At 64.5% G+C, this 20,977-nt stretch carries 19 protein-coding genes; 8 read left to right on the top strand and 11 right to left on the bottom strand.

Annotated features, from left to right (window positions below; genetic code table 11):
- Positions 1-107: 107 nt before the first annotated feature.
- Both ACW4E8_RS30005 and ACW4E8_RS30000 read right to left on the bottom strand, forming a co-directional pair.
- Positions 108-554 carry a winged helix-turn-helix transcriptional regulator gene (locus ACW4E8_RS30005; RefSeq protein WP_456807829.1) on the bottom strand — a complete coding sequence of 149 codons (447 nt, stop codon included), beginning with the start codon at positions 552-554 and terminating at the stop codon, positions 108-110.
- A gap of 33 nt (positions 555-587) precedes the next feature.
- Positions 588-1,313: a TetR/AcrR family transcriptional regulator gene (locus ACW4E8_RS30000; RefSeq protein ID WP_456807828.1), complete on the bottom strand. Its 726-nt coding sequence runs from the start codon at positions 1,311-1,313 to the stop codon at positions 588-590.
- 245 nt (positions 1,314-1,558) lie between these two features.
- Here ACW4E8_RS30000 and ACW4E8_RS29995 point away from each other — a divergent pair, with 245 nt between their 5' ends.
- Together ACW4E8_RS29995 and ACW4E8_RS29990 are read left to right on the top strand one after the other, a co-directional pair.
- A complete protein-coding gene (locus ACW4E8_RS29995) occupies positions 1,559-2,926 on the top strand; it encodes an MFS transporter (RefSeq protein ID WP_456807827.1) in 1,368 nt (455 codons plus the stop codon).
- A gap of 90 nt (positions 2,927-3,016) precedes the next feature.
- Complete coding sequence (locus tag ACW4E8_RS29990; RefSeq protein ID WP_456807826.1) at positions 3,017-4,051, top strand: XdhC family protein; 1,035 nt, start codon at positions 3,017-3,019, stop codon at positions 4,049-4,051.
- Positions 4,052-4,158: 107 nt separating this feature from the next.
- Here ACW4E8_RS29990 and ACW4E8_RS29985 read toward each other — a convergent pair whose 3' ends face one another.
- The 3 genes from ACW4E8_RS29985 to ACW4E8_RS29975 all read right to left on the bottom strand — a co-directional run bounded on the left by ACW4E8_RS29985 (position 4,159) and on the right by ACW4E8_RS29975 (position 9,108).
- Complete coding sequence (locus tag ACW4E8_RS29985) at positions 4,159-7,278, bottom strand: efflux RND transporter permease subunit (RefSeq protein ID WP_456807825.1); 3,120 nt, start codon at positions 7,276-7,278, stop codon at positions 4,159-4,161.
- The gene (locus ACW4E8_RS29980; RefSeq protein ID WP_456807824.1) at positions 7,275-8,399 is read right to left on the bottom strand and encodes an efflux RND transporter periplasmic adaptor subunit; all 1,125 of its coding nucleotides are present in this window, start codon (positions 8,397-8,399) and stop codon (positions 7,275-7,277) included. Before ACW4E8_RS29980 ends, ACW4E8_RS29985 begins: the two co-directional genes overlap by 4 nt.
- A 91-nt stretch (positions 8,400-8,490) precedes the next feature.
- Entirely contained in the window at positions 8,491-9,108 is a 618-nt protein-coding gene (locus ACW4E8_RS29975) for a TetR/AcrR family transcriptional regulator (RefSeq protein ID WP_456807823.1), read from the bottom strand.
- A gap of 95 nt (positions 9,109-9,203) precedes the next feature.
- Between ACW4E8_RS29975 and ACW4E8_RS29970 the strand changes: the two genes are divergently transcribed.
- Complete coding sequence (locus tag ACW4E8_RS29970; protein WP_456807822.1) at positions 9,204-10,649, top strand: efflux transporter outer membrane subunit; 1,446 nt, start codon at positions 9,204-9,206, stop codon at positions 10,647-10,649.
- A 53-nt stretch (positions 10,650-10,702) separates the two neighbouring features.
- Here the strand turns inward: ACW4E8_RS29970 and ACW4E8_RS29965 are convergent, their stop codons facing one another.
- The gene (locus ACW4E8_RS29965) at positions 10,703-11,026 is read right to left on the bottom strand and encodes a putative quinol monooxygenase (protein WP_456807821.1); all 324 of its coding nucleotides are present in this window, start codon (positions 11,024-11,026) and stop codon (positions 10,703-10,705) included.
- 73 nt (positions 11,027-11,099) lie between these two features.
- A complete protein-coding gene (locus ACW4E8_RS29960; protein ID WP_456807820.1) occupies positions 11,100-11,849 on the bottom strand; it encodes an SDR family oxidoreductase in 750 nt (249 codons plus the stop codon).
- A gap of 113 nt (positions 11,850-11,962) precedes the next feature.
- Here ACW4E8_RS29960 and ACW4E8_RS29955 point away from each other — a divergent pair, with 113 nt between their 5' ends.
- Together ACW4E8_RS29955 and ACW4E8_RS29950 are read left to right on the top strand one after the other, a co-directional pair.
- Positions 11,963-12,880, top strand: a complete 918-nt coding sequence (locus ACW4E8_RS29955; protein WP_456807819.1) for a LysR family transcriptional regulator — start codon at positions 11,963-11,965, stop codon at positions 12,878-12,880.
- A gap of 68 nt (positions 12,881-12,948) precedes the next feature.
- The gene (locus ACW4E8_RS29950; RefSeq protein ID WP_456807852.1) at positions 12,949-14,328 is read left to right on the top strand and encodes an FAD-containing oxidoreductase; all 1,380 of its coding nucleotides are present in this window, start codon (positions 12,949-12,951) and stop codon (positions 14,326-14,328) included.
- 12 nt (positions 14,329-14,340) lie between these two features.
- Here the strand turns inward: ACW4E8_RS29950 and ACW4E8_RS29945 are convergent, their stop codons facing one another.
- Positions 14,341-14,973, bottom strand: a complete 633-nt coding sequence (locus ACW4E8_RS29945) for a malonic semialdehyde reductase (protein ID WP_456807818.1) — start codon at positions 14,971-14,973, stop codon at positions 14,341-14,343.
- Positions 14,974-15,470: 497 nt separating this feature from the next.
- On the opposite strand from ACW4E8_RS29945, the gene ACW4E8_RS29940 reads away from it, so the two are divergent.
- Together ACW4E8_RS29940 and ACW4E8_RS29935 are read left to right on the top strand one after the other, a co-directional pair.
- Positions 15,471-16,409 (top strand): S1C family serine protease, encoded by a 939-nt coding sequence (locus ACW4E8_RS29940; RefSeq protein ID WP_456807817.1) that lies wholly within the window; start codon positions 15,471-15,473, stop codon positions 16,407-16,409.
- Between the two features lie 43 nt (positions 16,410-16,452).
- Positions 16,453-17,097 carry a LuxR C-terminal-related transcriptional regulator gene (locus ACW4E8_RS29935; protein ID WP_456807816.1) on the top strand — a complete coding sequence of 215 codons (645 nt, stop codon included), beginning with the start codon at positions 16,453-16,455 and terminating at the stop codon, positions 17,095-17,097.
- 34 nt (positions 17,098-17,131) lie between these two features.
- On the opposite strand, the gene ACW4E8_RS29930 is transcribed toward ACW4E8_RS29935, so the two are convergent.
- The gene (locus ACW4E8_RS29930; protein ID WP_456807815.1) at positions 17,132-17,728 is read right to left on the bottom strand and encodes a DJ-1/PfpI family protein; all 597 of its coding nucleotides are present in this window, start codon (positions 17,726-17,728) and stop codon (positions 17,132-17,134) included.
- A gap of 85 nt (positions 17,729-17,813) precedes the next feature.
- A complete protein-coding gene (locus ACW4E8_RS29925) occupies positions 17,814-18,938 on the bottom strand; it encodes an NAD(P)H-dependent flavin oxidoreductase (RefSeq protein ID WP_456807814.1) in 1,125 nt (374 codons plus the stop codon).
- Positions 18,939-19,202: 264 nt separating this feature from the next.
- Here ACW4E8_RS29925 and ACW4E8_RS29920 point away from each other — a divergent pair, with 264 nt between their 5' ends.
- Positions 19,203-20,114, top strand: coding sequence for a GntR family transcriptional regulator (locus tag ACW4E8_RS29920; RefSeq protein ID WP_456807813.1), 912 nt, complete (start codon positions 19,203-19,205; stop codon positions 20,112-20,114).
- A 105-nt stretch (positions 20,115-20,219) separates the two neighbouring features.
- On the opposite strand, the gene ACW4E8_RS29915 is transcribed toward ACW4E8_RS29920, so the two are convergent.
- Positions 20,220-20,888, bottom strand: a complete 669-nt coding sequence (locus ACW4E8_RS29915) for a GntR family transcriptional regulator (protein WP_026200371.1) — start codon at positions 20,886-20,888, stop codon at positions 20,220-20,222.
- Between the last annotated feature and the right edge of the window lie 89 nt (positions 20,889-20,977).

The raw sequence follows: 20,977 nt of genomic DNA, 5'->3' as shown, positions 1-20,977 counted from the left end.
CTCCATATTAGCGCTAACCCATCCGGTGTCCCGCGTCGCGGCGCGCCAGCGGGCCAGGATGGCACGGACCAGCGACCCTCAGGTATGCCGCGGACGGCAACTGGCAGCTACCGCACCTGGGCGTCGATGACCTGGACGTCTTCGAAGGTGATCGGCGATCCATCGGGGCGCGTCAATGGTGGCGCCACGACCTCGTTTCCCGTGTGCTTGTCCACGAAAAGCTTGGCGCGCCGCTTCGGTTCCGCCACCCATCGCTCTGCCCACGCCTTGAGGCTCAGGTAGGTCGGCAGAAAATCGCGTGCGCTGTCGCTCAGGAAGTAGGCGCAGCGTGTGCTGCCCTCGATCGGCCTGCGTAACAGCAGACCATGATCGGTCATTGCCTGAAGCCTGGCGCTCAGGATATTGGAAGCAATGCCGAGCCGGCGCTCGAACTCCTCGAATCGCGTCGCCCCGTAATACGCTTCACGCAGGATCAGGATGACCCAGCGCTCGCCCAATACCGCCGAGGCGTGTGCAACGGGGCATGGCATCTTGAGGAAGCGGGATTGGCTCATATCGGCTCCGGCGCTAGTGCAAGGGCGGCCGCACTACAGGGAGGTCTGGAGTGCGTCCAGAATCTCGGTGGATAGCGCTTCCGAGCGGACGGAGCGCGCCAGCACAATGCTGCCGACCATGGCCGCCAGCGTGACAATGGCGTCCTTGCGTGCTGTCTCATCATCGCCCCCTGCAATGGCTTCGATGAGCGATGTCACGCGCGCCTCGAAACGCCGCCGCGTCTTGGTATCCAGGCGCGACACATCGGCACCGAGCGCCGCGATGGCGCAACCCGCTCCGGGATTGTCACGGTGCTTCTTGTTCACATACGCCCGCACGATGGCTTGCTTGCGCTGCCTGGGCGACTCCACCGCCGTCGCCTCTTGCAGGAAATCCATGGTCTGGTCGAAGGCGGCGTCGATGGCTTCGGCAATCAGGGCGTCCTTGGACTCGAAGTGCGCGTAAAACCCGCCATGGGTCAGGCCGGCGCTTTTCATCAACTGGGCTACGCCGATGCCGTTGACACCGTGCTTGCGGAATTGCGTCGAGGCAGCCTTGACGATGTGCTTGTGGGTTTCAGCCTTTTGGTCGAGCGAATAGCGCATGATCAGGTGACAGGAATGGTAGGGCGTGTGTGTCTCTGCAATATATAGCATTACGATCATCATTGCATCTGACGCTTGCCGCAGGCGGGGGCCTGCGCCGTTACATGTGGCTGCCAATGCCCGGTTCACTAGGGATAGCACCAAGACGGTGGCAGCGTGTTCCTCCTTGACCATGCCGGTTCCCCTGACTAGCATGTAGACGCTGGATACATAGGCGGGCGTTGCAGAAGTTTGGCTGCCAGCGGCATGGGTATCGTCACGGCCGCTGCGATGGTTTGCCTTGATATATGACGATCATCATTGCATGAGCGCTGCCTTGAAAGGAGAGAGGCTGAGGCCAGGGCGGCGCGGAAGTTTCACGAGCAGAAAACACCATCAATGACGCGGAGCCACGTGCTCGGATATCGGAGACAAAGCGCATGAAACCACAGCAATCCAGCTCGCCGGGGACCATAGATGTCCAGGCATTCATCGACAACCAGAGATTCTCGCCCTACCAGTGGATGGTCCTCATCGTCTGCTTTCTGGTGGTGGCGGCGGATGGCTTCGACACGGCCGCGATCGGCTATGTGGCGCCATCGTTGACTACGGAGTGGGGCGTTTCGAAGCTGGTGCTGGGCAATGTGCTTAGCGCTTCGCTGGTTGGCCTTGCACTCGGCGCGCTGATCGCCGGACCCTGTGCAGACCGGTTCGGACGCAAGCCCGTGCTCATCGTATCAGTGGCGGCCTTTGGTCTGTTCAGCCTCGCCACGGCGTCCGCTGTATCCGCCGTAGAGCTGTCCGGCTGGCGTTTCCTGACTGGCATGGGGCTTGGTGCCGCGATTCCCAACGCGACCACGCTGCTGGCCGAGTATGCCCCCGCCAGGCGTCGGGCCTTCCTGGTGAACAGCATGTTTTGCGGCTTTACGCTTGGCGCCGCGGGCGGAGGCTTCCTGGCCGCGGTCATCATTCCCGCATTCGGGTGGCGCAGCGTGTTCATCGTCGGCGGAATCGTTCCCTTGGTCCTTGCCGTCGTCGCGCTTGCACTCCCGGAATCGATCCGGTTCATGGTGCTGCGCGATTGGCCGGCGGAGAAGATCAGAACGGTGTTGAGCCGGCTGGCAGGTTCCGCGGAAGTCCACGCGTCGCGGTTCACCTTGCCGGATGATCAGGCCGACAAATTGCGCTCGCCGCTCGGGCTCATCCTGTCGCAAAAATATCGGATGGGAACCTTCATGCTCTGGACTACCTATTTCATGGGTGTACTGGTTTTCTACCTGGTGACCAGCTGGATGCCGACCCTTGTCAGGGAAGCTGGCGCGACCCTGGCTGAGGCCTCCTTGATCGCTGCGCTGTTCCCGCTGGGCGGAACGCTGGGCGCCATGGCTTGCGGCTGGCTGATGGATCGCATCAATCCCCATCGCGTCATCGGCTTCGCCTATTTCTTCACCGCCGTATTTACGCTGGCGATGGGGCACGCGACCAGTGGGGCATACCTGGTGCTGCTGACGCCGATCGCCGGGCTGTTCATGGGCGCGGGCCTGGTATCCATGCCCGCGCTGGCGGCTTCGTTCTATCCGACCCAGGGCCGTGCCTGCGGGGTAGGTTGGATGCTTGGAATCGGGCGCTTCGGTGGCGTCCTCGGAGCCGTTTCCGGTGGCACGCTGCTGCAGTTTGGCCTCGGCATGAGCTCGATCCTCAGCATCCTCGCCGTGCCATCTGTGCTTGCGGCGATCGCGGTCGCCGCGAAGGGAATGGCGGGCGCGGCGAAGCCGTCGGAGCAGGCAACCGTTGCCAAGCAAGCGTGATCTGGCGCTTGGCCCCCGGGTATTGACTGGACCTCAGCCTGCTACGCTTGGCCCGGGGCAGCGGATGCAGGCTGGACCGCAGGATGAATCATGGAAAGCGTGGATCTCGAAGTCTTGAGAAGCAGTGTCCGCTGGGATGAGCAAGGACACCGTTGCCTGTTGGTGACGGTCGTCCATACCTGGGGTTCGTCGCCACGGCCGGCCGGCGCGATGCTGGCCGTGCGCGACGATGGCCTGGTAGTGGGTTCGGTGTCGGGCGGCTGCATCGAGGACGACATCATTGACCGAACCCGCCGCGAAGGCATTCGCTACGGTAGTCCCGAAGTGATCCGGTACGGCGTCAGCGCCGAGGAAGCACACCGGTTTGGCTTACCCTGTGGCGGAACCATCGAATTGGTGGCGGAGCCGGTATCTGCGGCGAGCGGATTGCGCGAACTGCTGCAGGCGGTGGAGGGCGGCCGACTGGTGACACGCACGCTCGATATGGCCACCGGCATCGCAACGCTTGGGCCGGCCGCGGCCGCTGACGGCCTGACCTTTGACGGCAAGTCGCTGTCAACCATCCATGGGCCACGCTATCGCATGCTGGTGATTGGCGCCGGGCAGCTTTCGAAGTACCTCTGCGAGATCGCCGTCGGGCTCGGCTTCGATGTGACGGTGTGCGATCCGCGCGAAGAATATACCGAGACCTGGGCCGTTCCCGGCATCACCATGGTGCGTACCATGCCGGATGACACGGTGGTGGAGATGGCGCTGGACGAACGCAGTGCGGTGGTCGCGCTGACACATGACCCCAAGCTCGACGACCTGGCCCTGATGGAGGCGCTGCGCACCCGGGCCTTCTACGTCGGTGCGCTGGGTTCGCGTCGCAACAACCACGCACGGCGCGAGCGCCTGAGAGAATTCGACCTCAGCAGCGAGCAACTGGCGCGGCTGCATGGCCCCGCCGGCATCTATATCGGCAGCCGTACGCCGCCAGAAATCGCCATCTCGATCCTTGCGGAGGTGGTGGCGGCGCGGAATCACGTCTGCTTGCCCGATGACCTGCAGGTCGAGCAGGCCAAGTCCGTAAGGGAGGTGCCGGCAGAGACCAGCGGCGCATGTGGGATATCGGTCAATGCGTAACGGCGCCCCGGCGCCTCGCATGCAGTTGTGGGCGCGGTAGCGCCCACACTGCTTTTTGTCGCCACCAACAGGCCGCGGTCTCGCGCTGACGGTCGCGGTCTGTCGGATCAGGTGGTGGCCGCGGGCGTGTTCGCGCCGCTGTCGTTCAATTCCGCGGGCTTCATCTGGTTCGCATCGGCAGGCATCCTGATCCGGTACCAGATGGCATACATCGCTGGCAGGAACACCAGGGTCAGTACCGTGCCGGCGAAGGTGCCGCCGATCAGCGTATAAGCCAGCGTTCCCCAGAACACTGAATGCGTCAACGGTATAAAGGCCAGGATAGCCGCCAGGGCGGTCAGGATCACCGGCCGGGCACGTTGCACCGTTGCTTCGACGACAGCATCGAATGGCGCCAGTCCCGCGTGCTTGTTCTGATGGATCTGCCCGATCAGGATCAGGGTGTTGCGCATCAGGATGCCGGACAGTGCGATCAGCCCGACCAGGGCGTTGATGCCGAATGGCTGCTGGAACAGCAGCAAGGTCGGGACTACGCCGATCAGTCCCAGCGGGCTGGTGGCGAGCACCATGACCATGGCTGAGATCGAACGCACTTGCAGGATGATGATCAGCAAGGTCAACGCAAGCATGATCGGGAACAGTGGCAGCAAGGCCTTGGTGGCTTTCTCAGATTCCTCGGTGGCGCCTGCCTGCTCGATCCGGTAGCCGGCCGGCAGCCTGGCGATGATCGGTTGCAGTTGTTGCAGGACGGCCGCGGACACATCGGGTGGCTGCAGCCCCTCGGCGATGTCGCCGCGGACCGTAATGGTAGGCGTTCGGTCGCGCCGGCGCAGGATCGGGTCTTCCATGCGCACATCGACGGTGCCTACCTGCGAGAGCGGAATGCGCTGTCCTGCCGCACCGGTCAACGTGAAGCCGGAAATCTTCTCCGGGTCCAGGCGTATGTCTCCCGCGGCGCGTGCAAGGACCTGCACCGAGCGAATATCCTCACGGACTTCGGTAACCGGCAGGCCGTTGAGGAGGAGCTGCAATTGTTGGGCGACGCCGCTGGAAGTCAGGCCGACGGCCTGCAGCCGATCCTGCTGCAGCGTAAAGTGCAAGGCGGGCGCGCGCGGTCCCCAGTCGGTATTGACGGTTCTCATCAGGGGGCTGGTGTCCATCACCCGGCGCACGTCCGCCGCAATGGCACGCAGCTTGTCCGGGTCCGGCCCGGCGACGCGGAATGCCACAGGGAAGGGCGAGTAAGGGCCGAATACCAGTTGGTTGACGCGCACCCTGGCCTCTGGCGCGAGTCCGGCGGCGATCGCCTGGCGCAGCCTGAGCTTCAGCGCCTCGCGTTCGTCCTGGTTCTCAGTCCGCACCACGATCTTTGCAAAAGAGGGATCCGGCAGCTCGGGCGACATGGCGAGATAGAACCGGGGCGCGCCCTGGCCGATGTAGGCCGTCACGATCTTCGCCTCGGCTTGCCCGGCGAGCCAGGCTTCCACCTTGGACGTGGCAGCGCTGGTCTGGGCGATGGACGTGCCATAAGGCATCTGGACTTCGACCAGCACCTCGGGGCGGTCGGAAGTCGGGAAGAATTGCTTTTTCACCATGCCCATGCCCAGCATGGACACCACAAAGCTGCCCACCACGACGGCGGCCACGATCCATTTGCGCTGGATCACGCGCCCTAGCAGACGTCGGAAGCGGTTGTAGTTCAGGGTGCCATAGATGGCATCGTGGCCGCCTTCGGCCTTGCCGATCTCAGGCAGCATCTTGACGCCCAGGTAAGGCGTGAAAGCGACGGCGACGATCCAGGACACGACCAGTGCAATGCCCACGATCCAGAACATGTTGCTGGTATATTCGCCGGCGGTGGAACGGGCAAAGCCGTTGGGCATGAAGCCCACCGCCGTGACCAGGGTGCCGGACAGCATCGGCGCGGCAGTGTGACTCCAGGCATAGGCGGAGGCGGCGACGCGGCCGTAGCCTTGCTCCATCTTGACCACCATCATTTCGATCGCGATGATGGCGTCGTCCACCAGCAGGCCCAGCGCAAGGATCAGCGCGCCCAGCGTAATGCGGTCGAAGCTCTTGCCAGTGGCCGCCATGACCACGAACACTGCGGCCAGTGTCAGCGGCACAGCCGCCGCCACGACGATGCCGACGCGCCAGCCCATGCTCAGGAAACACACCGCCAGCACCACGAGCAGGGCGACAAAGAACTTGACCATGAACTCATCGACCGATGCGCTGATGTTGACGGACTGGTCGGTCACTTTGGTCAGGCTCATGCCCAGCGGCAACGCTTCATTGATTGCCGATACTTCCGTATCCAACGCCTTGCCCAGGTCCAGGCCGTTCCAGCCGTCGCGCATCACGATGCCCAGCAGCAGTGCGGGTTCGCCGTTGTTGCGGATCAGGAAGGTCGCCGGATCCTCATAGCCGCGTTCAACCGTGGCGACATCCGAAAGCTTGAGCGTCCGACCCTGCGCCACCACCGGCGTGTCCCGGATCTTCTGCAGTTTGTCGAAGGCGCCGTCGAGGCGAATGAAAACCTGGGGACCCGAGGTGTCGATCGAGCCGGCCGGCGTGAGGGCGTTCTGGCTGTTCAGGGCGGCGAAGATGTCCTGTGGCGAGATACCCAACGTGGCCAGTCGATCATGGGAAAAGGAAACGAATATGCGTTCGGACTGTTCCCCGATGATGTTCACCTTCTTCACGCCGGCTACGTGCAGAAGTCGCTGCCGCAGTGTTTCGGCGTCGCGTACCAGCACCCGCTGTGGCTCGCCTTTTGCCTTCAACGCAAACAGGGCGAAGGTCACGTCCGAATACTCGTCGTTTACGATCGGGCCGATCACGCCGGCAGGCAGGCCACCCGACTCGTCCCTGAGTTTCTTGCGCGCCTGATAGAACTCTTCCTGGACCTCCGAAGGCGGTGTGCTATCGAGCAGGGTCACGGTGGTGAACGCCAGGCCAGGCCGCGTGTACGTTTCCGTGCGGTCATACCAGCGCAGTTCCTGCATGCGCTTCTCCAGTCTTTCCACCACCTGGTCCTGCATTTCCTGCGCCGTCGCTCCCGGCCAGGCGGTGATGACCGTCATGGTTTTCACCGTGAAGGCGGGATCTTCGGCCCGGCCCAGCTGGAAGAAGGCGATAACGCCGGCCAGCGACACCAGGATGATCAGGAACAGCGTGACAGATCGCTCACGGACGGCGAGTGCCGAAAGGTTGAACCCACTCATTGCTGCACTCCACGACCAGGAATCGGACTGGCTCCGGTTCCGTTTGCTGCGATGCGGACCTGCTCGCCGTCGCGCAGAAGATGGGCGCCGAGGGCAACGATCCGGTCCCCGACCCTGAGTTCACCTGCGACCCGCGCGGCGTCGTCATCCAGACCGCGGACCTGCACCGGGCGCCAGGTGACGCGATTGGATCTTTCGTTCAGCACCCACACGCCAGGGCCTTTGCCCGGGTCGAAGAGGGCACCGATCGGTACCTGCAGATCGGCTTGCTTCGATGGGCGGATTTCCGGAATCTGGAGGGTAACGGTCGCGCCGAGCGGGGCCTCGGCCAGCGCGCCTTCGAGCACGTACCTGGCTTCGTAGGTGCGGGTCAGCCGGTCCGCCGAGTCGGAAAGCTGCCGGAGTTTCGCCGGTACGGTCAATGTGTCATTGCCGTATAGCGTCGCCTGGCTTATGGAACCCACCGGGGGCCGGAGGGTTTCCGGCAGGTGAACCATGGCTTCGCGGCGGCCTGCATGCGCCACGCGTACCACGACCTGGCCGGCGTTGACGACTTGTCCGGCATCGGCCAGCGTCTCCACGACTACGCCGTCGGCGTCAGCGAGCAATACCGCGTAGCCAGTTGCATTCCGTGCCACATCGGCCTGGGCTTCCGCTGCGTTGAGCTGTGCCTTGGCCGACTCCGCCGCGGCCTTGATCTGGTCATAGGACGACGCCGATACGGCGCCGGACCCGACCAGGTCGCGATACCTGGCCTCGTCCTCCGCGGTTTGCCTGGCCCGTGCCCGCGCGGCGACGACTGCCTCCTGCTGTGCGTGCGCCGCCAGCTTCAGGTCGTTCGGATCGATGCGCATGAGCGGCTGGCCGCGCTTGACGGTCTGGCCGGTATCGACCAGCCGCTCCAGCACTTTGCCGGAGACACGAAAGCCCAGATCGCCCTGAACCCGGGCGGCAACGGTTCCCGTGAATGAACGTGTCGCGGCGGCCGGGTCCTGAACGGTCCCGATTCTGACCAGCGGCGGCTGGCTGCGCGGATCGGGGGGCGCTGTATCGCCGCAAGCGGCTAATACAAGCGGCAACACGCACGCGGCGGCGGATGAGGCAAATCGGCGCTGAAGCATAAGGTCCTCTCAAGCGAGACTGGACCTGAATTATTGTTCTGGTGACCAATTTAGTCAATGGTCACAATCGAATGCGCTTGCGATGTGCGCCTTAAGGAGCAAGGCTGCGCAGTATCAGGCCGGAAAGCTGGACGTGGGCTTCCGCAGCAAGATCGAGGTTGTGCTGTAGCAGCAGCGGATCGATGTAAGGGCGCATGACGAGATAGATGCCCTTGGCGGTCTCGTCCAGTGGTGTCTTGCGCTCGAACTCCCCGGACTTGCGTCCCTCCAGAACAATCCGCATGACCACTTGCTTGATGTGGTCCTCATAGGTGAGAACAGGCTGCCAACGCTCCTGGGCTGCCGCCGAAGCAATGGCGTAGAGTTTGCGGTCCTGGAAGAAAAGGCGGGAGCTGGCCTCCACCAGGGCCTTGAACAGGCGTCGCAAGCGTTCCGACGCGGTCGGGACGTCTGCAATGGCTGCATCGACCTCGTCCGTGATGGCGCACAGGCAGTTCGCGCAGATCACTTCCCCGATCGCCTGCTTGGAATCGAAGAACTTGTAGATGTAAGCCTTGGAAAAGCCGATCGCCTTGGCCAGGTCGGAAACCGTCGTCTTCTCGTAGCCATACAGGCTGAAGTGCTCGGTAGCCGCCTCCACGATCTGGGAGCGGACATTGTGGTCGGCTGGCCCTCGGGACGGCAGGGCGGTGGGTGTGGTTTCGGTCATGCAGCGAGCTTAACGCTCCAGATGGCTGTTGACAACCAGTGACCATTTTATAATATAGTCACACATTCCTGTTCGCCTTGGCTTCCGTGATACCCATGCTCTCCCATCGCTTTCTTACCCTGCTGCTGAGTGTCGGCGTATCGACGGGTTGCGCCGTCGGCCCCGACTACAGACAACCGGACACCCCGGTCCCCGAACGCTACCTGGGCCAGTCCGGCGTCGAACAAAGGCATGCGTCATCCGCTGCCGAGCTCGTCACGTGGTGGGAAGGATTCGGCGATCCGCTGCTGACCCGGCTGGTGTCATTGGCACTGGATCAGAACCTGGACCTGGCGCAAGCGTCGGCGCGTGTCACCCAGGCACGCGCGGGGCTTGGCGTGGCCAATGCGGCCTTGCTTCCTTCGGGCAGCGCCAGTGCGCAGGCGGCCAGAAACTATCAGTCGATCGAGACGCCCCTTGGGAAGCTGCTCGATGCAACGCCTGGCTTTGACAGGTATGGCAACAGCTACGAGGCCAATCTCGGCGCGGCCTGGGAACTGGACGTATTCGGTGGGCTGCGCCGTGGGCGAGAAGCCGCCTTGGCGGAGTACCAGGCATCGACTGCAGGCGCGACCGCGACGCGTCTCGCTGTGGCCGCGCAAACTGCAGATCTCTATATCACCGTGCGCGGACTGCAGTCCCGCATTGCCATCGCCAGGCAGCAAGTGGAGACCCAACAGAAGCTGCTCTCGACGGTGAGTCTGCTTTACAGCAAAGGGCTTGCAGCCGAACTGGAGGTACGACAGGCCGAAGGCGCGCTCGCTCAGGTCCGCGCTACCGTCCCGGTGCTGGAGACAGGCCTCGATGCAGCGTTGAATGCGCTGGACGTAATGCTTGGTGTTCCACCCGGCACGTATCGCGCCGAACTGGCCGGCCCTGAAGCGATTCCCGCCGCACCGCAGCTCGCCGGTACGGGCTCGCCGGCGGATCTGCTGCGGCGCAGGCCCGACCTCATCGTCGCGGAGCGCCGACTGGCGGCGGCGAACGCACGAATCGGCGTAGCCATTGCGGAGTACTACCCAAAATTCTCGCTCAGTGCCCTGTTGGGCAGCGCCACAACCGTGGCCAGCGGGAACCTCTTTTCTGCGGGCGCAAGCCAGGCAGCAGGCGTGCTGGGCTTGCGCTGGCGACTGTTTGATTTTGGCCGTATCAATGCACAAATCGAAATGGCCCGAGGGCAGGAGGCAGAAGCGCTGGCGGCATACCGTCAGGCTGTGCTGCGCGCGACCGAGGATGTCGAAAATGCCTTCTCCGCGCTGATCAAGCGTGAAGATCAGGCAGGCACGCTGGCCCAAGGCGAGACATCGCTGACGCAGGCGCGCAATGCCTCATTTGCCGCCTACCAGAAAGGCGTGGTCCGCCTGATTGAGGTCTTGCATGCTGACGAGAGTCTTCTGCGGACGTCCGACGCCAGAGCGCAGGCACAGACGGAATCAGCCCGCGCCGCCGTGGCGGCGTTCAAGGCGCTCGGCGGGGGCTGGGAACCGGCAGCTGCCTTATGAGGCAATACCGTGTCCGTGCCTTCCTGTTGGCAATCGGAGCAACGCGCAGCATTTCAGTTGCCGGCTTTCTGGTAGTCGCGCACTGGCGTTAGAAACTCCAGCGTGCGTGGTGCTTTCAGCAGATCGGCCAGCACCGCCTCGTATTCGCGCCGGTAGGACGCTTTCAGATGGTGGTCCCTGAAATGCTGCTCGCTGCAGGCCCAGTTCTCATAGAGCACAAGGGTGTCAGGATCTTCGCGCGAGCGGTGCAGATACGTGTTGATAAAGTCCGGCTCCTTCGACATCTGGTCGAGGACATAAAGCAGTTTCGACTCGAGCTCAGCGCGCCGCTCGGGCTTGCCCGGCAGGTGGACGATAAAGGCAATGGATGGGTTCATGGCACTGCTCCAGGCAGGATGGGCCACCTCATGCGCGGACCGCGCGCATGCCGCCGCCCGCAAAGGCATTGACTTACAGTTGGCTCATGCCACCGTCGGCGATGATTTCGGTACCGACGATGAAGGCCGATTCCGGCGCCGACAGATGCAGCACCGTCGACGCAATCTCGGCCGGCTGGCCGAAGCGGCCCAGCGGGATCTGGCTCTGGATCTGCGCGGCAGTGGCCGACAGGGTGTCGGCATCCAGGCCCAGCTTGCCGTACAGCGGCGTCGTCACCGGCCCGGGGCTGACCACATTTACTCGGATGCCCGAGCTGAGCAGCTCACCCGACAGGGTCCTGGCCAGCGAGATCAGTGCTGCCTTGCTGGCGGCATACACGGAAGACATCGGCATGCCGAGGCGCGCATTGATCGAGCCGTTTAGCACGATCGACGTGCCCGGGTTCAGCACCGGCAGCAGCGCCTGGATCTGGAAGTACGCGCCCTTCACGTTGGCGTTGAAGGTGGCGTCCCACAGTGCCTCGTCCACATCGGGCACGGCGGCAAATTTGGCAATGCCGGCGTTGATGAAGACGGCGTCCAGGCGGATGCCGGCCTCGGTCAGCTGGCGAGCCAGGTCACGCGCGGCCTGCACGGTGCCGGTTTCGTTGCGGATGGCGATGGCCTCGTTGCCGAGCGTGGCGCGGGCGACCTCCAGTGCCGCTGCGTCGCGGCCGGTGATGACCACGCGGGCCCCTTCCTGGGCGAATGCCTGGGCAGCCGCCAGGCCGATACCGCTGTTGCCGCCAGTGACCAGTACGGTCTTGCCTTCGAAGCGATTCATGATGTCCTCCAGTCGGAAAAGTTGAACTTGAACAATCGCGTGACTGCAGTATGGGCGCTGGCCTCCGGTTTGCCATACGATCAATCCGACGAACACGTTCGAAGGAGTTGCACATGTTGTCGGAAGACGAATTGGCCCTGCTGGAGGCCATCCGCGAGGCCGGCAGCCTGTCGCGCGCGGCGGCCAGGCTGGGCAAGGCGCCGTCCACGGTGTCGCACGCCGCGCGGCAGCTGGAGCAGCGCTTCGACGCACTCCTGTTCGACCGCCGCCGTTACCGCTTGCAGCTGACGCGTGCCGGCGAATTGCTCACAGAAGAAGCCGCCCGGCTTGCGCAGGATGTCGCGCGCGTCACACAGCGCGTGCGGCAGGTTGCCAACGGGTGGGAAGACCGGTTGTGGATCGTGACCGACGAGCTGATGGAATTCGAAACGCTGATGCCCGTCATGCACGCGTTCGACGCGCAGGAATCCGGCGTGGCGCTGCGCGTCACGCACGAAGTGCTGGCCGGCACCTGGGAGGCGCTGCGGGACGGCCGCGCCGACCTGGTCATCGGTGCCACCAACGAGCCGCCCGCCATCCCTAACCTGGGGTGGTTCGAGCTGGGCGTGATCGAATGGGTGTTTGCCGTCTCGCCCCGGCATCCGCTGGCTGCCGCCCGCGAACCATTGACGCGTGAGGAGATCGCCCGCCATCGTGCCGTGGTGGTGGCAGATTCATCACGTCTCACAGGCGGCCGCGCTTACGGCATGGTGGGCGGACAGCGCTTGCTGGCCGTGCCGAGCATGCGAGCCAAGACCCTGGCGCAGCGCGATGGCCTGGGGATCGGCTGGCTGCCCAGGCACCGGGTCGGCTCGCTGCTGCAGCGCGGCGATCTGGTAGAGAATCGCACCGCCGACCCGCGCGAGCCCAACATGCTCTACGTGGGCTGGCGCGGCGATCACGAAGGCCGCGCCCTGCAATGGTGGCTGGAGCAGTTGCGACGGCCCCGGCTGGCCAGGCTGCTGGTGCGGGGCGTCGACGCCTACGCGTAGCTGGCAGGGCAGCGTCCTACCACCTAAAGTAGCTTGTGGCTTTGCGGTACCAGGCAAGGAGAATCGTGATGGCTCAGGGATTCGACGCGATCATCATCGGCACTGGACAAGCCGGCCCCGCACTCGCTGCGCGGCTGGCTGGCGCGGGCATGAAACTGGCCGTCATCGAGCGCGCGCGTTTTGGCGGCACCTGCGTGAACACCGGCTGCATTCCCACCAAAACCCTCATCGCAAGCGCGTACGCAGCGCAACTGGCGCGGCGGGCTGCCGAGTACGGCGTGACCATCGGCGGGCCGGTCGCCGTCGACATGAAGCAAGTGAAAGCACGCAAGGACGAGATCTCCGGCCGTTCCAGCAACGGTGTGGAACAGTGGATGCGCAGCCTGGAGAACGGCACGGTGTATCAGGGGCACGCCCGCTTCGAAAGCGCGCATGGTGTGCGGGTCAACGGCGACCTGCTGGAAGCCGACCGGATTTTCGTGAACGTCGGCGGCCGGGCCCTGGTTCCGCCCATGCCCGGGCTGGACCAGGTACCGTACCTCACCAACTCGAGCATGATGGAGGTGGATTTCCTGCCGGAGCACCTGATCGTCATCGGCGGCAGCTACGTGGGCCTCGAGTTTGGCCAGATTTACCGGCGTTTTGGCGCCAGGGTGACCGTTGTCGAAAAAGGCCCGCGCCTGATCCAGCGCGAAGACGAGGATGTGTCGCAGGCAGTGCGGGAGATCCTGGAAGGCGAGGGGATCGAAATCCGGCTCAATGCCAACTGCCTGAGCGCGCGCAGGGAAGGCGATCACATTGCCGTCGGGCTGGATTGTTCGGATGGGGCGCGCGACGTCCACGGCTCGCACCTGCTGCTGGCGGTTGGGCGCGTTCCCAACACCGAGGACCTGGGGCTGGACCAGGCAGGGGTCGAGACCGACGCTCGCGGTTATATCCAGGTAGACGAACAGTTGCGCACCAACGTCCCTGGCATCTGGGCGCTTGGCGATTGCAATGGCCGCGGGGCGTTCACGCATACGTCGTACAACGACTATGAGATCGTCGCCGCCAATCTCCTCGACAACGATCCCCGCAAGCTGACGGACCGCATCGCGGCCTATGCCATGTTCATCGACCCTCCGCTCGGCCGCGCCGGCATGACGGAAGCAGAAGCCCGGCAATCCGGACGCAGGCTGCTGGTCGGCTCTCGCCCCATGAGCCGCGTCGGGCGAGCCGTGGAGAAGGGCGAGAGCCAGGGCTTCATGAAGGTCGTGGTCGACGCCGATACCCGCATGATCCTGGGTGCCGCGATCCTCGGCTTGACCGGCGACGAGGTGATTCACTCACTGCTCGACATCATGTATGCCAAGGCACCCTATACCACCATCAGCCGCGCGATGCACATCCATCCGACGGTGTCCGAGCTGATACCAACGCTGCTGCAGGACCTGCGGCCACAGGCCTAGGTACTGCCTCCTTCAGAGCAGCTGGCACGCCTCGTCGAATTCCAGGCGGGGGCTGCGCGGAAACAGCTTGGCAGGGTCGCCATAGCCGAGATTGCACAGGAAGTTCGATTTCACGTGACTGTCCGGGAAATATTCGAGCTGGAAGGCATTGTCCTTAGGGTCCGCCGGAAAGAATTCGTGATCGACCTTGGCATTGTCGAAGCCGGACATCGGCCCGCAGTCGAGCCCCAGCGAGCGGGCGGCGATGATGAAGTACGCGCCCTGCAGGGAACTGTTTCGCCTCGCGGTAGTCAGCGCGAGCTCCGGGGTTTCGGCGAACCACGAGCGTGCGTCCGCATGCGGAAACAGCTTGGGCAGGAGTTCGTAGAACTTGATGTCATAGGCGATGATGGCTGTGACCGGTGCGGCCATGGTTTTCTCTACATTGCCCGGCGCCAGCGCGGGCAACAAGCGCTGCTTGGCCTCAGGGGTACGCAGGAACAGAATGCGCGCGGGAGAGCAGTTGGCGCTGGTAGGCGCCCATTTCATCAAGTCATAGAGCTGCCGCAGGGTTTCGTCGCCCACGGGCTGGTTCAGCCATGCGCTGTGCGTGCGAGCCTCTCGAAAGAGCAGATCCATGCCTTCTTCACTCAAGCGCTTGTTCATGGTTATCTCCTGAAGCGAAATCGGACTACGCGGCTGCCCGGCCGGGTCGCCGCTTCTGTCTAGCATAGGCAGCGCCGCTCGCCGCCGCACTGCCGGCTGCCGCATAGATCCGGAGGGCTTGTCTGCGCCATCGGCATGTGCCAGCGTGGGCAGGGGCTCAGGTATCCGAAAAGCCACTCTGGCACGCCGGGCGAATCGCGCTGTGATCCGGTCGAAGTGGCGATTGCCGGCCCTGATACTCGGGGCGATACTGGCGAACAGTTGGCATCCCTGTGCCACGAAATATGGGGGAGGGCAATGGGCGAAAAGACAAAAGCTCGTGCAAACACAAGCGCCGCGCGCGAGCCCCCCTGTGCCAGCTACCCATTAGGGTGGTGCGCGGCCGTCGCGCGCCTGTCATTGTGAAGCCACTCGTCTGCGCTTGCCTGCCTGGCTTCCTCAAGCTGGCCGGGCGCGCGACGCATCGGTTCACGTAGCAAATGGCAGGAGTCATCACCATGGAAACCTCAACCCCCAGCGGAAACCCCTTGCAGGATCTTTCCGCCAACCTGGCGGCCATTGCCGAGCGCGTCGGCCAGAGTGTCGTCGCGGTGCACGGGCGGCATCGCTTTCCCTCTAGTGGAGTCATCTGGCAACCCGGCGTGGTGGTCACGGCCGCGCATACGCTCAGGCAGGAAGACGGCATTGAAGTCACCTTGGCCGATGGCCGTACCGTGGCGGCCGTCCTGGCGGGACGGGACCCTGGCACCGACCTGGCCGTACTGAGGCTCGATGGCGTGGCGCTGAACCCGGTCGAGACCGGTGATGCGCGCTCCCTCAAAGCGGGCCATCTGGTGCTCGCGGTGGCGCGAGTGGACCGGCTTGGCACCAGCGCGGATTTCGGCGTCGTCGGCACTGCCGGCGGTCCGTGGCGTACCTGGCGAGGCGGGCAGTTCGACGCCTTCGTGCGGCTGGACGGCGGCCTGCGCCCCGGTTTCTCCGGTGCGGCCCTGGCGGATATGCAGGGGCGGGTCATGGGCCTGTGCACATCGGCGCTCGCGTCTGGCGCCGGCATCCTGATTCCGGCAGCGACCGTGGCGCGCGTGAGCGGCGAACTGCTGAGCAAAGGACGTGTCTCGCACGGCTACCTTGGCGTGGGTACGCAGCCGGTGAACCTGTCGGAGTCTTGGGTGACGAAGCTGAATCTGGCGTCCGGGCGCGGCCTGCTGGTGGTATCGCTTGCCGCGGACGGGCCCGCGGAGCAAGCAGGGGTGCTGATCGGGGATGTGCTGGTCGAACTGGATGGCAAGCCATGCCGCGACATGGACGACGTGCATGCCGCGCTTGGCGGCGACCGTATTGGACAGTTGCTGAAGATCGGGCTGATCCGGGGTGGCGAGCGCAGCGAGTGCTCGGTCACGGTGGGCGAACGCCAGCAACGGAAGTCGTGCGGCTGAGATTCATGCCAGCCGTCGCATGCCGGATGCCAGGATGACACCGATGAGCCCGGTCAGGGTTGCCGTGGTCGCCGCCTCGCCGCAGGCGCGCGCAAGCCTGCAGGCGCTTGTCGATGCGGCGCCGGCGCTGGATTTCGCTGGCAGCGCGGCCGACACCGCGGGGATCGCCGACCGCTTTGCCGGCGACGTGCCGGATGTGGTCGTGGTCGAACTTGAGCCGCAGGCCGGTGACCTGCTGGCGCCGGAGGCGGGCCGCGATCCCGCAGCGCCGGCGCTGGTCCTGCTCACCGACGAGACGGACAGCGACTGGATCCATGACGCGCTGGGCGCCAGCGCTACGGCACTGCTGCCGCGCGACGCGACGCCCGGCGAAATCATCGCCGCGATCGAAGCTGTGGCCGCGGGACTTTGCGTGCTGTCCCCGGAGATCCTCGCCAGGCTGCTGGCGCAGCGCAGGGCACCTCGCCAGACGGCATCCGCGGCTCTGACCGAAACGCTCACCCCACGCGAAATTGAAGTGCTGGCCATGCTCGCCGAAGGGCTTGGCAACAAGGAAATCGCGCGTCAACTCGACATATCGGACAACACGGTGAAGTTCCACCTCTCCGCCATTTTCGGCAAGCTTGGCGCAAGCAGCCGCACCGAGGCCGTATTGCAGGGCATGCGGCACGGCCTCATCATGGTGTAGGAGGCTCAGCCCGGAGTCACATCACCAGCGCGCATCAGAGGAACGGCGAAATGTTCGCCATCGCGCGCGTCACGTAGGCCTCCTTCTCGCCCACTGGCGCCACATAGTCAATCGCGCTGCGTGCAGCCTCGACGCCTTCCAGACGGGCGATGAACCAGGCGGCCAGGTACTGCGACGACAGGCACCCGCCGGCGGTCGCAACGTTTCCCTTGGCGACAAACGGCTGATCGAGCACGGCCACGCCGGCCTCCACTACCCATGGCTTGGTGGTCAGGTCCGTACAGGCCGGAACGTCGTTCACCAAGCCCAGTTTGGCGAGTATGAGCGTGCCCGAGCATTGCGCGCCCAACAACTGGCGCGTCGGGTCGAAGCGGAGTTGCGACATCAGCGCGGCATCGGCGACGACGTCCCGGGTTCGTATCCCACTACCCACCAGCACAGCGTCCGCGTCGCATGCGTCCTCCAGCGTTGCTTGCGCCTCCATCACCACACCATTCAGCGAACGCACCTTGGCCGCCGGACTGGCGATCGAAACCCGCCAGCCGGGCCGCTTGACCCGGTTGAGGATGGCGAGCGCGATCAGCGAGTCGAGTTCGTTGAAACCTTCGAAGGTCAGGATGGCAATGTGCATGGGGGGCCTCGTGGGAGTGGAGACGTTGTGTTGCGCCATCGTAGAGCCGACAGTCAGTACATTCAAATAATTGTTCTGGATACGCTCAGGCTGCGTCCTGCGGGTCCGCAAACGTAGCCATGCGCAGGACCGCTTCCCTGAGCTCTGACCTGAGTTGCGCAACCAGCTCCGCGGCCGGCAGGGACCTGGCCAACGGCGCTGCCTGCCCGGCCCACTGCGCTGCGTACTCCGCGCTCCCCGCAGCCTTGGCTGCGGCGTGAAGCGCCTTTCCCGCGTCATAGGCGATCGGGTAGTCCGGCACCGGAGGTGCGTCGGCGGCGATGCCGAGTGCCGTGAGCCGGTTGGTGAAGCCCCTGGCCGCGCGGCCCGATATGGCGCGGGTGAGCGTTGTCGGGCGCGGCTGGGGCGCGGTCAGCGCCGCGCGATAGGCGGCATCCGCAGATGACTCCGGGCAGGCGACGAATGCCGTGCCAAGCTGGGCGGCTTCCGCCCCGAGAGCCAGCACCGCGGCAATGCCTGCCCCGTCCATGATGCCGCCCGAGGCAATCACCGGAAGTCGCGAGCTCAGGACCAGAAGACGCACCAGGGCCAGCGTGCCGAGGCCTTCGTCGTAGCCATCGGTGTCGAAGGCGCCGCGGTGTCCGCCAGCTTCGATGCCTTGCGCGACGATGGCGTCCACGCCGGCGGCCTCTATCTGGCGGGCCTCCTGCAGGGACGTTGCACTGGCCAGCAGCACAATGCCGGCCCCGCGCAGCGCGTCAATCTTCTCCTGGGCGGGAAGGCCAAAATGGAAGCTCACCACCGCTGGCTTTTCTTCCAGCAGCATCTGGAACATGGCGTCGTCGGCCACGAAACTCTTGTAGATCTCCCGCAAGCTGGCGGGTGCTGTCTCGCCGTGCTCGGCAAATTGCGCGGCAAGGTAGGTGAGCCAGGCCTGGTCGCGCGCCGCATCGGCTTTGGCCGGGGTGTGGCAGAACAGGTTGACGTTGAATGGCATGTCGGTCAGCGCTCGTGTCTCGCGGATTGTCTTTCGCGCGGCTTGCGCGTCCATTGCCCCGACGCCAAGCGAGCCCAGCCCGCCGGCCTCTGACACGGCTGCAGCCATGGCCGCTGTGCTGACTCCGGCCATGGGCGCCTGGATGATGGGCGTGGAAATGCCCAGGATCGAACGAAGGTTGCGGCGGTGGCTGGAAGGCCTGGAAGTGTCCATGAGAGTCTCTTTCTCTTTGAAGTGCAGGATTCCGCTCGGGAAATGATCGAAGGCGAGGCTGTATTGGAGGATATCGAGAATGCCATGAAAGTCGGCAGCGTGAAATGTCGCTGCGGCTTCGCAATGCATTGTTCATCGCGCGACGCATCCGGGCCTGTCGGTGCGGGGCCAGGTGGCTTACCGCACGCGCCCCGCATTGCGTGCTTGGGAAACCCGGCAACTATCGACTAGCTTGAAAGCCTTGGGCCGCTTCGATGGGGCATCATGATGAAGAGGATCACAGGGCGCCTGGCCACGATCGTTTCCGTGGGACTAGCAGCGGGCCTTTTCGCCGCAAGCGGCGCGTGGGCCTCTGACATCGTCTGCAAACCAACTGCGCGCGAATCCCCTGTCCGCTGCAACAACCCGGATGGCTCCGGGGTGAGATGCAACCTTGCGACGGACGAGGCCGGCCCGCGGGTGCGCCCGCGGCACCTGATCTGCGATTCCTCCAGGCTGTCAGAGCGCTACGAGCGCATCTACGCCGAGCAGCAGAGGATGCTGCGCAAGGGCAGGATCCTGGACTCGGACATCGCGGCGTGGCGCAGCCGGCGCGATGCCTGCGACTCGGTACGCTGCCTGGAAAGCATGTTCGCGAAATTCTGGCGGGAGCGGGATTCGATGCGAATCGCACCGGGTCGGTCCGACTCCGCGAATCAGGCTGCAACGGCCAGGTCGACCCCGGCCAGCCAGGAGGCGGCACCGCCGCCTGCGGCGGCTTCCGCACCGGCCCCACAGGCCCCACAGGCCTCAACGCAGATCCCTGAGCCGACGCAGCGCGTGCCAGAAGAGCCGCCGCCGGCAGTGCCGCTTGCCATGTCGGCCGGACCGGAACCCGTCGAACCAACACGGCCGACGGCTCCCGCTGTCGAAGCGCTGCCTGTCTGGCAAGCCACCACAGCGCCTCCCGTTGCCGAGAACAAGAACAGCAGCCCGGCCAAGTCCTATCCGGCAGCCCTTGCCGTGGAAAGCCTGCTTTCCGGACTTGTCGTGATGGGCGCGGGTTTCCTGTGGACGCGCCGTGCCGCGCGCGCACAGGATCGGACGCGTTTCGCCATCCCGGCGGCGGTGGTGGTGGTCTATGGCTTGCTGCTTGTGAATGCGCTGCTACTGCCGTTTACGCTTGCCGTGAAGTGAGGACACTATCGCCTTACCGACAATGCATAGCTCCGCATCTTGAGCAGGCTGTGGCCATCGGGGCTTGGCGCGCAGCAGCTACGCATGGATACGCTGCACCGGCGTTCAACGCCCCTTGAAAATCGGGTGCCGGGCGCAAACCGACAGCACGATGCGCTCGGACTGCGCCAGGTAGTCGTTAAGGGCTGCAGCACACTCTGCGAGCTTGCCCGACTCGAACAACTGCAGGATGTGCTGGTTCATCTCGACATATGGGCCATGCAGGAATTCCGGATCCTGCAGCATGCCGAAAGCCAGGCGCAGCTCGGCGAGCAGGTGGGAGAACATCACGTTCAGCCGCTCGCTGTCGGCCAGTTCCACGATGGCCATATGGAACTCCATATTGGCGGTGCCCGCGCCTTGCCAGTCGCCGCTGTCGCGGCAGCGCAGTCCCATTTCCACCGCTTCGCGCAGGTGCTTCCTGGCCGGATGGCTGGGGTAGGCCTGGGCGATGGCCTGGCACTCGATCATGCGGCGCACGCGATAGATGTCGATGATGGCCGCGATGCTGGGAATAGCCACGGATACCCCGCGGTTGGGTTCGTGCTTGAGCAGGCCTTCCTTGGTCAGCACGCGAAAGGTCTCGCGCAAGGTATTGCGCGAGATCTGCAGGCTCTCGCTAAGCGCGGCTTCCGACAAGCGCTGCCCGGGCGCGAATTCGCCATGCACGATGCGCTGGCGAATCTGCTCCGTGACCCGCTCGGCCAGATTTCTTACGTCAGTACTGGATGTCATGTTGGCTTGCGTCGGGGCGACAGGTTCCGGCATGCCCCGTGCGGGGATGTTATCTCACTTTGTTGAACAATAGGCACAAGATTGGTGCG

The sequence above is a fragment of the Cupriavidus sp. CP313 genome (genome assembly GCF_054072015.1).
The sequence above is the reverse complement of the archived record's forward strand: the minus strand, read 5'-3'. Positions and strand labels throughout refer to the sequence as shown.